Origin of the sequence: Ruminococcus sp. SR1/5 (assembly GCF_000209835.1) — a bacterium.
GTDB classification, from domain to species: domain Bacteria; phylum Bacillota; class Clostridia; order Lachnospirales; family Lachnospiraceae; genus Blautia_A; species Blautia_A fusiformis.
Map to the genome: position 1 here is coordinate 1,937,004 of NC_021014.1, position 13,339 is coordinate 1,950,342.

10 protein-coding genes and 3 pseudogenes are annotated in these 13,339 nt (G+C 47.2%); all 13 read right to left on the reverse strand.

What is annotated here, in order from left to right:
• Positions 1 to 88: 88 nt before the first annotated feature.
• Positions 89 to 367: pseudogene (locus tag CK1_RS09840) on the reverse strand (carboxyvinyltransferase); the annotation flags it as partial.
• A 27-nt stretch (positions 368 to 394) separates the two neighbouring features.
• Positions 395 to 1,495 carry an FtsW/RodA/SpoVE family cell cycle protein gene (locus CK1_RS09845; protein ID WP_015526098.1) on the reverse strand — a complete coding sequence of 367 codons (1,101 nt, stop codon included), beginning with the start codon at positions 1,493 to 1,495 and terminating at the stop codon, positions 395 to 397.
• A 54-nt stretch (positions 1,496 to 1,549) separates the two neighbouring features.
• The gene (gene murD / locus CK1_RS09850; RefSeq protein WP_015526099.1) at positions 1,550 to 2,905 is read right to left on the reverse strand and encodes a UDP-N-acetylmuramoyl-L-alanine--D-glutamate ligase; all 1,356 of its coding nucleotides are present in this window, start codon (positions 2,903 to 2,905) and stop codon (positions 1,550 to 1,552) included.
• Between the two features lie 14 nt (positions 2,906 to 2,919).
• Positions 2,920 to 3,876 (reverse strand): phospho-N-acetylmuramoyl-pentapeptide-transferase, encoded by a 957-nt coding sequence (gene mraY / locus CK1_RS09855; RefSeq protein ID WP_015526100.1) that lies wholly within the window; start codon positions 3,874 to 3,876, stop codon positions 2,920 to 2,922.
• A gap of 62 nt (positions 3,877 to 3,938) precedes the next feature.
• Entirely contained in the window at positions 3,939 to 4,502 is a 564-nt protein-coding gene (locus tag CK1_RS18295) for a penicillin-binding transpeptidase domain-containing protein (RefSeq protein WP_015526101.1), read from the reverse strand.
• 26 nt (positions 4,503 to 4,528) lie between these two features.
• Positions 4,529 to 5,002, reverse strand: a complete 474-nt coding sequence (locus CK1_RS18855; RefSeq protein WP_502685132.1) for a penicillin-binding transpeptidase domain-containing protein — start codon at positions 5,000 to 5,002, stop codon at positions 4,529 to 4,531.
• Positions 5,003 to 5,116: 114 nt separating this feature from the next.
• Positions 5,117 to 5,664 (reverse strand): annotated as a pseudogene (locus CK1_RS18305) (peptidoglycan glycosyltransferase); the annotation flags it as partial.
• A gap of 104 nt (positions 5,665 to 5,768) precedes the next feature.
• Complete coding sequence (locus tag CK1_RS09865) at positions 5,769 to 7,406, reverse strand: peptidoglycan D,D-transpeptidase FtsI family protein (RefSeq protein ID WP_015526103.1); 1,638 nt, start codon at positions 7,404 to 7,406, stop codon at positions 5,769 to 5,771.
• Between the two features lie 14 nt (positions 7,407 to 7,420).
• A complete protein-coding gene (locus CK1_RS09870) occupies positions 7,421 to 7,735 on the reverse strand; it encodes a hypothetical protein (RefSeq protein ID WP_306289091.1) in 315 nt (104 codons plus the stop codon).
• Between the two features lie 131 nt (positions 7,736 to 7,866).
• Positions 7,867 to 8,436 (reverse strand): hypothetical protein, encoded by a 570-nt coding sequence (locus CK1_RS09875; RefSeq protein ID WP_015526105.1) that lies wholly within the window; start codon positions 8,434 to 8,436, stop codon positions 7,867 to 7,869.
• Between the two features lie 22 nt (positions 8,437 to 8,458).
• Entirely contained in the window at positions 8,459 to 9,394 is a 936-nt protein-coding gene (gene rsmH / locus CK1_RS09880; RefSeq protein WP_015526106.1) for a 16S rRNA (cytosine(1402)-N(4))-methyltransferase RsmH, read from the reverse strand.
• Positions 9,395 to 9,429: 35 nt separating this feature from the next.
• A complete protein-coding gene (gene mraZ, locus CK1_RS09885; RefSeq protein ID WP_021651636.1) occupies positions 9,430 to 9,861 on the reverse strand; it encodes a division/cell wall cluster transcriptional repressor MraZ in 432 nt (143 codons plus the stop codon).
• A gap of 299 nt (positions 9,862 to 10,160) precedes the next feature.
• Positions 10,161 to 13,204, reverse strand: a pseudogene (lacZ, locus tag CK1_RS09890) (beta-galactosidase, LacZ type).
• Positions 13,205 to 13,339 lie beyond the last annotated feature (135 nt).

Here is a 13,339-nt window from a genome sequence, read left to right on the forward strand (position 1 = left end):
ACAGCCTCCGGGATATCCTGTCTGTGCCTTTTTTGCTCCGCCCCAGCATTGCTCCCATTAAGATCACGGAAGAACGCATTTTTCCGGAATAACACTCCGGTATCATGGTGCCGTCCGCATGACTGCAGTCCAGATAAAGATCTTGACCTTCCCACCAGGTTTCTGCCCCCAGATATTTCAGGATCTTTTCCATCAAATATACATCACTGATTCTCGGGCATCCCCGCAGTACACTGGTCCCGGTGCTTAAGAGTGCTGCTGCCATAACCGGAAGTGCCGCATTTTTTGACCCCTGGATCCGGACGCTTCCATGTAGCGGCCTGCCTCCGGTCACGATGATCTCATCGATCTCATTCAAGTATTCCACTCCTAAAAGGGCCTCTTACTTGTTATTCTATGTGATCCTTCCATGTCTGTGACTGCTGACACTTAAGGCCAGCCCCATTTCCCCCAGAAGAAAAACAACAGAAGTTCCGCCATAGCTTACAAAGGGCAGAGTGATCCCGGTGTTGGGAATCGTATTCGTTACTACTGCAACATTCAGGACTACCTGGATCGCCATATGTGCCATGATCCCGGCGCACAGCAGCGTTCCCTGCAGATCCCGGCAGTTTAATGCCAGAATACAAAGCCTCCAGATCAGAATACCAAACAGAAAAAGTGTCAGAAAGGCTCCCAGTATCCCCGTTTCCTCACACACAATAGAAAATATCATATCATTCTGGGCTTCCGGGACAAATCCCAGCTTCTGCAGACTGTTCCCGAACCCCTTGCCGAAGATCCCTCCGCTTCCGATTGCATACAGGCCCTGTATGGTCTGAAATCCTTTTTCATATTTTTCCGGATCCCGCCAGATTGCCAGGCGTTCCAGACGATAACTCTCCGCGGCAAGAAAAACCGCAATAAATCCTATCCCCGCACCTCCAAGTGCGAGAAACTGCAGATACCTGGGATTGGCCACAAAGATCAGCAGCACACCGATCCCCAGAATGATCACCGCTGTGCTTAAGTTATTGGAGCCCACCAGACCTGCTACCGGAAGCAACGTCATCATAGTCCTGCAGATAAACCAGAATCCGGTTGTTTTGCTTTTTGTATTGCTGATCTGCCACACCAGAAACAATATCACTGCCACCTTGGAAAACTCCGACGGCTGAAAGGAAAGCGGCCCCAGGTTCAGCCACCTCTTCGATCCATTGATCTCCTGTCCGAAAAGCAGGACTGCAGCAGATAGAAAAAGCGAAAAAATATAGGCAGCCGGCGCCAGCTTTACAGACAGCCGGTAATCTACCCGTGATGCCAGATACATAACAAGCAGCCCCAGTGCCGTGGCAAAGAGCTGCTTCTTAAAATAATAGGCAGAGTCGTGGAAACGTACTCTGCCATTATATTCACTTGCCGAAAAAAGTGCCCCGAGTCCCAATACCACCAGAATCAGAACCAGTACCCAGAGAACGGTATCTGTCTTTCCGGTCTGTTTCTGTCCTGCCTTCATGCATGGCCTCCACAGTGGTCTTTATTTCAGCTTATGTATGTATTTTTCGGATTATTACAGTGCTTTCACGTATTCCTTGAACATGTCGCCGCGCTGCTCATAATTATCAAACTGTCCCCAGCTCGCACATGCCGGTGAAAGCAGAACCGCATCTCCGGGATTGGCTTTTTCCGCACAGACCCGGACAGCTTCCTTCAGATCCTCGCAGAGGATGATATCTGTAAATCCAAGACGTTCTGCTGCTGCTTTGATCTTCTCTTTCGTCTGACCGATGAGAACAAGATAACGGACTTTTCCGTCGAAGGATTCTATCCACTCATCATAGCTGGATTCCTTGTCATAGCCACCGCCGATCAGAAGAGTCGGACGGTTCATTGCCTGAATCCCCTTGATGGCCGCATCCGGATTGGTTCCCTTGGAATCGTTGTAATATGCAACACCGTTTTTCTCTGTCACATACTCGATCCTGTGTGGAACTGCCACAAACTCACAGACACTCTTGCGGATACTCTCCACAGAAACGCCCGCATAATATGCCATGGCGGCGGCGGCCATTACATTCTCGTGATTATGACGTCCCAGGATCTTAAGCTCTTCGGTTTTTACGATCGGTATCTCTTCTTTTTCTGTTTTGAGAATGATCTGGTCTCCGTCCAGATAGATTCCCTGATCCAGTTTGCGAAGACTTGAGAAATATACCACCTTCGGAACGATATTTTCACCGAATTTACGAAGGACTTCATCCTCGTAATTCAGAACACATACATCTTCCGGTCCCTGATTTTTGGTGATCAGCTCTTTTACACGGATGTATTCCTCCATGGTATGATGACGATTCAGATGGTCCTCTGTGATGTTGAGGATCGCACTTACCTTCGGGCGGAACTGGTCAATAGTCTCCAGCTGAAAGCTGCTGATCTCCGCAACAGTTACGGAATCCTCCCTCATCTCCAATGATTTGGATGTATATGCAGTTCCGATATTTCCTACAACAAATACAGATTCACGGGCATCTCCCATGATCTTTCCGAGAAGTGCTGTTGTTGTTGTCTTACCGTTGGTTCCTGTGATCGCAAGAACCTCTCCCTTGCCTGTACGATAGGCAAGCTCCACCTCGCTCCATACCGGAAGGCCCTTTTCATAGAAGCTCTTTACCAGCGGCAGGTCTGTGGGAACTCCCGGACTTAGCACTATAAGATCAAGACTGTCCAGCGCTCTCTCCGGAAAATCTCCGGCCCAGATCTCCGGGGTGTATTTTCCGTTTGTTTTATGTAAAACTGCCTCTTTATCAAGATCTGCGTTTCCGTCATAGATCACCGGCTGTGCTCCTGCACTCCCAAGCAGATCAGCTGCTCCAATGCCGCTTTTTCCTGCTCCGAAAACGAGAACTTTTTTTCCTTTTAAATCCATTTTTCTGTTCCTCCTTATAATGCCAGGAGAGCGATCAGGCACATAATAGCAGTTACAACAGAGAACACTGCAACAACTCGTGTCTCAGACCACCCACAAAGCTCAAAATGATGGTGGATAGGCGCCATCTTGAAGATTCTTTTTCCGTGTGTTGCCTTGAAATAGGATACCTGGAGCATAACAGACAATACCTCCACAAGGTAGATCAGTCCGACCAGGATGATAAACAGCGGCATCTGCATGGCATAAGCCACACCAGCCACAAAGCCACCCAATGCCAGAGAACCGGTGTCTCCCATAAATACCTTGGCAGGATATACATTAAACAGAAGAAATCCCATCAGACTGCCCACAACTGCACAGGTGATCGGTTCCACACCACTGTTCATTCCAAGGGAAACCACCGTAAAGAATACTGCCACAATCAGGGTAACACTGGAAGCCAGTCCGTCAAGTCCATCCGTAAAATTGACTCCGTTTACTGTACCGATCACCGCAAAGAACAGTACCGGAACCGCAAACCATCCCAGGTTCAGATAATGTCCGCTCCAGAACGGGATCTTCATAGTCAGGGATACGTTGGAATAATTTACAAGATAAAAAGCAAATACAGCTGTCACAACGATCTGCAGTGCCATTTTCTGCCATGGCAGAAGTCCGTCAGAACGCTTCAGAACTACCTTCAGATAATCATCCAGAAATCCGATCAGTCCAAATCCCAGTGTCAGGAAAAGTACCGGGATGATCATCGGATAATCTCTGATATAAAACAGTGATGTTACAGTTGTTGCAATGAGAAAGATCACTCCACCCATAGTAGGGGTACCGTTCTTTTTCAGGTGGGACTGCACACCCAGCTCTCTCTCTGTCTGTCCCATTTTAAGTCTTCTTAGAAAAGGGATAACAATCGGTCCTAATACAAGGCTGATCGCAAATGAGATCAGCACAGGGATCACAACATGAAACTCCATCCTCACACCTCTAATTCTTTCGTTTTTTATACTTCTTCAACAGTATAAGGCTTTTATCCTCATTAATCAACCCCATCTGCCCGGTTTTCCCCGGATGGAGTTTCCGTAACTGTCCTCTCGATCCCAAGATAGGGAAGTACATTTTCAAAAATACTGCGTACCACCGGTGCGGCAATAATCCCACCATAATACATACCCTGAGGTACATAGATGATACAAAGAGCCAGGACCTTCGGATCCTCTGCCGGGGCAAACCCCAGGAATGAAGAAATATATCTGCCGGAGCCTCTGGGCAGTGTCTGAGAGGTAGCTGTTTTTCCCCCAATGGAAAACCCCTGGATCCCGGCATTTTTTCCGGAGCCTTCTGAAACTACAGTTTCCAGGATTGTACGTACTGTACGGGAAGTCTCACCGGACACGATCCCTCTTTCCACCGGATATTCCAGTGTCCGCACCTTTGTTCCGTCCGCACTTTCCACGCTGATCCCAAAATGAGGTGTGATCCGGTTTCCGCCATTGATGATCCCACTGACGGTTGTTGCAAGCTGGATCGGTGTGATCTGAAACGACTGGCCAAAGGATACCGTGGCAAGCTCCACCTCTCCCATATTTTTGGGGTTATGCATGATCGTTCCTGCCTCTCCCGGAAGATCTATCCCTGTTTTTTCAAAAGTCCGAACTGTTTAAAATATTTGTAATAACGGTCTGCTCCAAGCCGCAGGCCCACCTCAATAAATACCGGGTTGCAGGAGTTCTGAGCACCTTCTACAAAACTCTGCGCACCATGTCCTGTTCTCTTTGCACAGTGGATCCGCCGGTCCTCCACCACCTTATAGCCCGGACAGAAAAAGCGATCCTCTGTTGACACCACTCCTTCCTCCAGCCCTGCTGCCATAGTGATGATCTTAAAAGTCGAGCCAGGTTCATAGGTATCATTCAGGCAGGGGTTTCTCCACATCCGGTTCAGAAGATCCTGCTTCTTTTCTCCCTCTGCTGCTGTTTCTTCTGTATTCAGAGTAAACGGATCGTTCAGATCAAATTCAGGCACATTGACACAGGCATAGATTTCTCCGTTCTGAGGGTTCATAAGCAGTATGGAAACTCTCTCCGCCTGTTTTTCTTCCATGACTTTACCGGCTGCCTGCTGCACATATTCCTGGATATTAACATCCAGACTGGTACGCAGAGTATTTCCTGACACCGGTTCCTTCCTCCGTTCTCCGGTTCCGTCGATCTCCACACCACGTGCATCCGTAACTGTGAGGATCTTTCCAGGCTCTCCTTTCAGGATCTCATCGTATTTCACTTCAAGACCAATGATCCCCTGATTATCACCTCCGGTAAATCCCAGTACTTTTGAAGCGAGAGATCCATAAGGATAATATCTCCGATAATCCTCATCTATCTTCACTCCCTCAAGGTCATATTCCCGGATCCTGTCTCCAATGCTTTTTTCCACGTTTGTCTGTATTCTTTCAATAGAAGAAATTTTTTCAACTTTTTTCGGATTTCCTCTTCTTTTACAGACAATGCTCCGGACAGTACACGGATCACTTTTTCAGGATCTTTGATCTGGCTGTGTATCACCGATACTGTGCAGACTGTCCGGTTATCTGCCAGAATATTTCCCCTGATGTCCAGGATCTTTCCCCTGGCTGCTTTTATGTCACGTTCCCTCTCATGAAGATCCTCCGCCTTTTTTGAATAATATTCTGCCCGAACGTTCATAAGATACCAGAGTCTTCCCACAAGTCCCAGAAGAAGCATTATGCAGATCAGAAAAACCATCCATATTTTTTCCTGTGATAAACCATGGTCCGGATCATAAAAAATCCCTCTCAGAGGTCGTCACTGTAATATATGACGTTCCTCTGAGAGGGTATTCTTTTTATCTATTCCAGACCGGCCTCCTCGTTGGTAAGACCTTCGCTCTGCATATCGTTATTATCTTCGGTATCACTGTCCTCCGACTCATCTTCCGGCGGACTTGGTACATTCTCATCGGAAATTGCCTCCTTCTGCCCGTCCGCGCCGGTTCCTGTTGCAGAATCGCTGATTCCCTTAAAAAGTTCCCACAGCTCTGTAGTCGGAACTTCTCCATCCTCTGCCTCATCCGGCTGTACATTCAGATACGGAAGTGCTTCGGAAAGGATTCCCTGTGCAATGTACTGTGCGTACGTACTGCTTGCCTGATCATCTACCTTCGGCTCATCCACAACTACATAAATCACAAGCGCCGGATCATCTACCGGTGCAAATCCGATAAAGGATACCAGATACTTGCCATTGCCTCGCGGAAGCTTCTCGGCAGTACCGGTTTTACCACCGGAGCTGTAGCCCTGCACCTTGGAGGTACGGCTGGTACCATGGTCTACGCTGGCAGCCATGTAGGAGCGGATATCTGCAGATATCTTCTCGGAAATCGTCTGCTTCATCAGTGTCGGAGAGATCGTTTTTACGATTCCGCCGCTGCTGTCCTTGATCTTCGTCACCAGATGAGGCTGATAGTAGTATCCTCCATTGATCACAGAACACATTGCATTGATCTCCTGTATCATGGTCAGTGTATAGCCCTGTCCGAAAGCAGAGCATGCAAGCTCCGTTTCTCCCATGGTATCGCTGGTATGGATCACACCGCTTCCCTCATTGGGAAGATCGATACCGGTTCTTGTTCCGAAATTGAAAACGCTCTGTGTCTTAAGAAAATTATCTTTTCCCATCTTTGCTGCGATCTGCATCATACCATCGTTGCAGGAATTGGCAATGACATCGGAAAGAGCTTCTGTCCCGTGAGCATCCGGCCATACCGCACATTTGATAAAAGTAGTCGCACCTTCCGCTCCAAAAGACTGTCCGCCGTCACAGACAAAATTATCGCTCTCGGAAATCGCTCCCATTTCAAGTGCGGAGCCCATAACGATAGGCTTTACAACCGATCCAGGCTCGTAGGCATCTGTCACACAGAAATTACTCCACATCCCGTTCAGCGCTTCCACGGTTTCCTCATCGTTCATGGCAGCGATCTCACTCTGGGAATACACATTTGAAAGATCTCTCGGGTTATTCAGGTCATAACGGTCACCGCCGTCCATTGCCAGGATCTCTCCTGTTTTCGGATCCTCGATGATCACGCCTACATTTTTGGCTCCCATCTTTTCTTCAAAGGTATTTACGTATTTTTCCACGATCTGCTGAAGTCCCAGATCCAGCGAGGTCTCAATGCTTTTGCCATCCGTCGGTTCGATGATCGTCTGTTCTACGTCGGAATTGTTGTTGATGTATCCGTACTGTCTTCCATCCACGCCGGTAAGTGTCGCATTGTAATATCCTTCCAGTCCGGCATCCGCCACATCTCTGGAAAGTGTAAATCCAACGGTATCACAGGCAGTCTCATTAAACGGATAAGATCTGAGATAATCTTCTTCAAACCATACACCTGTGATCCTGGAACGTTCTTTCAGCTGCGTGGCAGTCAGTTCACTGTCGTCTCCCGGATCTTCGTATTTTTCGAAGGCTTTTTTGTCGTCCATGGAAATCTGTTTCTTTACGATCTGATACTGACTTTTTTTGTACTGCTGTCGGTGAGAAGCTTCCGCATCTCATCTTCATCCAATCCCAGGACTTCCACAAGAGCCTTTATGGTAGGCTCCACGGAATCCTGATCCTTATTGACCTCCAGACAGTCAAGGACCACATTATAGACCTTGTTGCTGGTTGCCAGGATATTCCCGTTCCGGTCATAGATATCTCCTCTTTTTGCCGGAAGTGTCTGATTTTCATATTTCTGCTGAGCCTGACTCAGCACCTGCTTTCGATATTTGCTTCCGCTGGTGGCATTGATATAGGTAATTCTTGCCACCAAACCGACTAAAGCCAGCAATACTAAGGAAAATAGTACTGCCAGCTTTTTCTTCATACTGTAATTTATTTTTTTACCGGCCTGCGCCTTCTTGTACTCAATCGATCACCTGCTTAAAAACTGTACTTCTGTTACTTGTGCGTGTCCACATCCTGATACTGTCTCACATAACTGTTTCCTTCCGTGGTATAGGTCTGTATCTGATCCTCCGAAGGATATTTCATTCCAAGCTCGCCGATAGCTTTTTTCTTGATCTCGCTGATATCCACTGCAGAAGTGACCTGACTGTAATATGCATCGTTATCTTCTTTCAGCTGTGCAAGCTCAGATTCCAGATTTGCAACATTTTTCATACTCGCCGTGATTTCGGATTTTACCTGAAGATAATTGATACAGGTAAAAAGTACCGCGATGGAAACTGCCGTAAGAAACAGAACGAACCCCTTGTTCATGGCCATTGCCTTTTCCCGGTTCCGCTGTGCCTGTCTGCTTACCACCTGTTTTGCCGGTGTCACAGGTACTGCGGATTTCTGTTTTCTTTTCTGAGCCAGCCGTCGCCTTTCCTGTATCTCGGGCAGATCAGTCCTCTGAGGAACTTCCTGCAGCCGTTTTACCGCATTTCCCTGAACATACATTTCTCTGCTGTTCCTGACGGTATTTCGATTTCTTCTGGCTGTAGTCCCTCTTCCTGTCTTCGCCATTTGCCTACCTTCCATCTCTCAACTACATTTTCCGTTCAAAAATACGAAGCTTCGCACTTTTGGATCTCGGATTCTCTTCCATTTCCTCTTTTCCCGGTAAGATCGGTTTCCTTGTGATCACCTTACCCTTGGATTTCTTTCCGCATACGCAGACCGGAAAATCCGGCGGGCAGGTACAGGGATTTTCATTTTTTCGGAAAATGGTCTTAACGATCCTGTCTTCCAGAGAATGGAATGTAATGATACAGATCCTTCCTCCGTCATCCAGGAGATCGATCATGCCGTCCAGGGAATCCCGGAGCACGTCAAGCTCCCGGTTGAGCTCAATACGTATTGCCTGAAAAGTCCTCTTGGCCGGATGTCCTCCTGTAGCTTGTATTTTCATGGGGATCGCACCCCGTATGATCTCTGTCAGTTCTCCGGTTGTCCGGATCGGTGCCTGCTCTCTGGCAGCCACAATGTGTTTCGCTATATTTTTGGCAAATTTATCTTCGCCGTAATCGCGGATAATCCGATACAGCTCCCGTTCCTCATAACCGTTGACTATATCACCGGCTGTACGGCTCTGTCTTCTGTCCATTCGCATGTCCAGAGGAGAATCGTACCGATAGGAAAAACCTCTCTCTTCATTATCCAGCTGATAAGATGACACTCCCAAATCCAGCAGGATCCCGTCCACCTTCTCAATGCCACGGGATCTCAGCTCATCTGCCATGTAACAATAATTGCTGCGAATGATTGTCACCTGATTAAAGGCTGACAGCCGTTCACTCGCAGCAATTATCGCATCCTGGTCTTGATCTATGCCAATAAATCTCCCCTTGGCAGAAAGTTTCTTACACACCTCTGTGGCGTGTCCCGCTCCTCCTAAAGTGCCATCCACATAGATTCCATCCGGCTTTACCCTTAAGCCGTCAATGGTCTCATTGAGTAATACAGATTTATGCTTAAATTCCATATCCGTCTCCTGTGGGATTTCTACCTGCGTTATGCTCAAATGACGATTCCTATGTTCTGCATGCTTTCCGCAATGCTGTCCATATCATCATAATTGCAGTTCTCGCTCCACTTCTCTTTGCTCCAAACCTCGATCCGGTTCAGATTACCCGTAAGCACCACATCCTTATCCAGACCAGCGAACTGGCGCAGCGTCTGCGGCACCAGGATTCTTCCCTGCTTATCCAGCTGACATGTTGTAGCTCCGGCTACAAAGAAACGTGAAAAGGTTCTTGCGTCTTTATTTGTAAGTGGTAATGCTCGGAGTTTCTCTTCAAAAGCAACCCATTCATCCATCGGATAAATAGAAAGGCAACCATCCAACCCTCTTGTCAGTACGAACTCTTCCCCTAAGAGTTCCCTGAACCTGGAAGGGATGATCAGACGCCCCTTCGCGTCGATCGTATGATTATACTCGCCCATGAACATGAAACCCACCTACTCTCGTGAAACACGATTCTCCCCTTCGTGCTTCCAGGGTGCAAATGGTGTGTTCTGCCACTCATCCCCATTCGCTACCACTATTCACCACTTTCTACCACTTATGTAATCATTCTAAACTATTTACCATGAAAAACAAGTGCATATCCAAGTTTTTTCATTTCATGAAATATCCACAGGTTTTTTTCAACCTGTTTATTTTCTGTGCATTATTATGAAATGAAAAAGCTTCCGGACAGTCGCCGGAAGCTTTTTTCTGACTTTATGTTCTGTTATTTTATGACATTTTAAAGGCCTTTGAACGCAAAGGAAAATTTCATCTTTCCATTGGTATCCAGAAGGTATTCCGGATGGGTGCGGGCACCCCAGCTGTCATCTCCTCCAACACCCATCTGCGCCTTTGCGGCACGGACAACGGTATAATGGATTGCCGGAAGCTCATAGGGATGCATGGCATTTTCCATTTCATGAGGAGTATATGGAAGTGCCGAGAACATCATCGGGCCGTTTTCTTTATCCATCTCAAAGAGCATTCCTCTACCCTTTCTGTCTGTGATCTTTGCCCAGCGTACTTCCTCTTTGTTTCCGCATTCCTGCGGCACAAGATAGCGTGCCATATTGTCTGTCACGAGATTCTCATAAATGCCGAGCTTTGCGCCATGCTTCCGGTCTGCATAAGTCTCTGCCGGTCCCAGGCCGTACCACTGAACATGATCATAATCCGCATTGAATTTAAAGAGTACTCCGAACTCCGGCATATCGCCCAGCTCTTTTACAGGATCATAGGTCAGCGTTGTCTTTACTCTTCCATCTCCGGTTACCTCATAGGCAAGACGGCATTCACTGGCAGGCGTAGTTGGCAGGATGTAGGTAAAAGCAACCTCCACGCTGTTTTCGTGAACCGTTGTCTCCGGAGCATTGGCCGGACCATACATGCCTTTTCGGTAATCCTTATGACTTGCGTACATACTGGCGATCTTCCACTGTGCATAGCGCATCTGCATCAGACTTCCGCAATCATTATCTGTAGGTGCTCTCCAGAAGTTGGGCTTCGGAATCGCTTCGATCATTTCTCTTCCTGCATATTTATACGAAACCAGACCACCATTGAGAACAGAAAACAGCACTTCGAAATTTTCCCCGCGGACGCCGATGTTATGAAGGCTTCTCACAAACTCCACGCCACACGTAGGAGCTTCCGGTGTTCCTTCCACCTGATAAACATACTGGCCGAAAGCAACCTCATGTCCTGCCTCTGCCCAAAGTGTTTTTTCTCTGAGAAGGAAGGCTACGGTTACCGTATATTCGCCCGGGCGCTGCTGTTTTCCAAATGGAAGTCTGTAGGTCTGTTGGCTTAAAGGCTCCACCGCTGTATCCAGTGTCTCTGTGCGGAGAACATGACCGTTCTTTGCAAGAGTCACTTCACATCGGAATGTGTCCGTATTTACAAAAAGATTTTTGTTGATGATCTTAACAGAATCCTCACTTACCTGCGCAGTGATATTCTGGTAGTTGAATTTTACCTCCTGCATCTTTGGTGAAGCATCTCTGTCTCCGCCGTATGCGATACCGTTTCCACTGAAATTATAATCTGTAGGACGTTCACCGAAGTCTCCGCCGTATGCCTGGAATTCTTTACCGTAACGGTCTTTTTTGTAAATAGACTGATCAATGTAATCCCAGATAAAGCCACCCTGATATTTCGGTTCTGTATCTGTAAGATCTGTATATTTATGCATTGCGCCGCAGGAATTTCCCATTGCATGGGTATACTCACAGCAAATAAACGGCTTGCTGTCATCCTTTGCAAGGAACTCCCGGATCGCTTCTACGGAAGGATACATCTGGCTTTCCATGTCACTGGTGGCATTGTAGCTGCGGTCATGGAAAACCCCCTCATAATGTACCAGTCTTGTAGGATCATTCTTGTGGTAGAACTCAGACATCTCAAAGATATCTTTTCCACCAAAGGATTCATTTCCACAGGACCAGATCAGGATCGCCGGGTGGTTCTTGTCACGCTGATACATGGAATTTACACGGTCCAGCATCATGCCCAGCCATTCCGGTTTGTTGTGCGGAACGATATCCGTGTGATCTCCGGTAAATTCTGCTATATCCCAGGTTCCGTGAGATTCCAGATTGTTTTCTGCGATCATGTAAATACCATATTCATCACAGAGACGGTAGATCGGAGATGCATCCGGATAATGACAGGTACGGATCGCATTGATGTTGTTCTGTTTCATGGTCACGATGTCTTTGAGCAGTTCCTCCCGGGACACATGTCTTCCTGTGACAGAGCTGAACTCATGGCGGTTCACACCCTTGAATACGATACGTTTTCCGTTAAGGGTCATGATACCATCCTTCATTTCAAAACGGCGGAAACCGACTTTCTCCGGGATGATCTCCTGGAGCTTTCCGCTTTCATCACTGATTTCCAGCTCCAGATCATAGAGATTCGGCTCTTCTGCACTCCAGAGAAGGGGCTCCTGAATCTCCCAGGTACAGGTATCCTCTCCGTTCAGAGATCTTTCCTCCTGCAAAAGGATCTCTCCCTTTCCGGAAAGTGTAAGCTTCATTTTTCCTTTTCCCCAGGTACTGGTCACGATCTCAAGCTCGGCTTTTTTGAGAGTTTCATCCGGAATGGCACGGATCCTGAGATCATATACATGGACATCCGGTACCGTAAACAGATAAACATCTCTGTAAATTCCGGAAAAACGGTAAAAATCCTGATCCTCGCACCAGCTGCTGGCTGTCCATTTAAACACCTGTGCCGCCAGCTTGTTCTCGCCGTCCTTCAGATATTCCGTAAGCTCGAATTCTGACGGAGTAAAAGAATCTTCACTGTATCCCACAAATTTTCCATTGAGCCACAGAGCCAGGCCGCTCTCTGCTCCCTGGAATGAAACAAATACTCTTTTCCTTTCATGCTCTCCGGCACATGGAAATATCTCACATAGCTTGCCACCGGGTTAAAACGTTCCGGGATCTGTCCCGGATGAAGTTCTTCATGGCCTTCCCACGGATACTGGACATTGGCATACTGCGGTGCATCATATCCTTCCATCTGGATATGTGCCGGCACATAAATGTCCTCCCAGTCCTTACAGGAATATGCTTCTTCCTCAAAGCCTGGGATAGCAGATGCATAATTCCGTGCATAATGGAACTTCCAGAGACCATTCAGACTGTGACGGAAAGAAGTTTTCCCATCTTCTCTCTCTTCCTCACAGCGATAATATGTATGATCTGAGTGGGCATCCATTCTTCCGTCGCTGAAATACCGGGGATCTTTTAACAGAGAATGATCAAATTTTTTCATTTTTTCCTCCTGCCCGGCAGATTCTGTTTTTCTGCCGGATCCTTCGTTTTTTATGCTATGATCATTATAGTATAATCCACCGGATTATGGTATAATATGTTTCGCCAAAATATATAACATTTAGAAACAGGTGAA

What these genes read in the sequence shown, in the direction of transcription:
- CK1_RS09845 (WP_015526098.1), bottom strand. Translation starts at nt 1,495, where the DNA reads ATGAAGGCAGGACAGAAACAGACCGGAAAGACAGATACCGTTCTCTGG.
- murD (WP_015526099.1), bottom strand. Translation starts at nt 2,905, where the DNA reads ATGGATTTAAAAGGAAAAAAAGTTCTCGTTTTCGGAGCAGGAAAAAGC.
- mraY (WP_015526100.1), bottom strand. Translation starts at nt 3,876, where the DNA reads ATGGAGTTTCATGTTGTGATCCCTGTGCTGATCTCATTTGCGATCAGC.
- CK1_RS18295 (WP_015526101.1), bottom strand. Translation starts at nt 4,502, where the DNA reads ATGCATAACCCCAAAAATATGGGAGAGGTGGAGCTTGCCACGGTATCC.
- CK1_RS18855 (WP_502685132.1), bottom strand. Translation starts at nt 5,002, where the DNA reads ATGGAAGAAAAACAGGCGGAGAGAGTTTCCATACTGCTTATGAACCCT.
- CK1_RS09865 (WP_015526103.1), bottom strand. Translation starts at nt 7,406, where the DNA reads ATGGACGACAAAAAAGCCTTCGAAAAATACGAAGATCCGGGAGACGAC.
- CK1_RS09875 (WP_015526105.1), bottom strand. Translation starts at nt 8,436, where the DNA reads ATGGCGAAGACAGGAAGAGGGACTACAGCCAGAAGAAATCGAAATACC.
- rsmH (WP_015526106.1), bottom strand. Translation starts at nt 9,394, where the DNA reads ATGGAATTTAAGCATAAATCTGTATTACTCAATGAGACCATTGACGGC.
- mraZ (WP_021651636.1), bottom strand. Translation starts at nt 9,861, where the DNA reads ATGTTCATGGGCGAGTATAATCATACGATCGACGCGAAGGGGCGTCTG.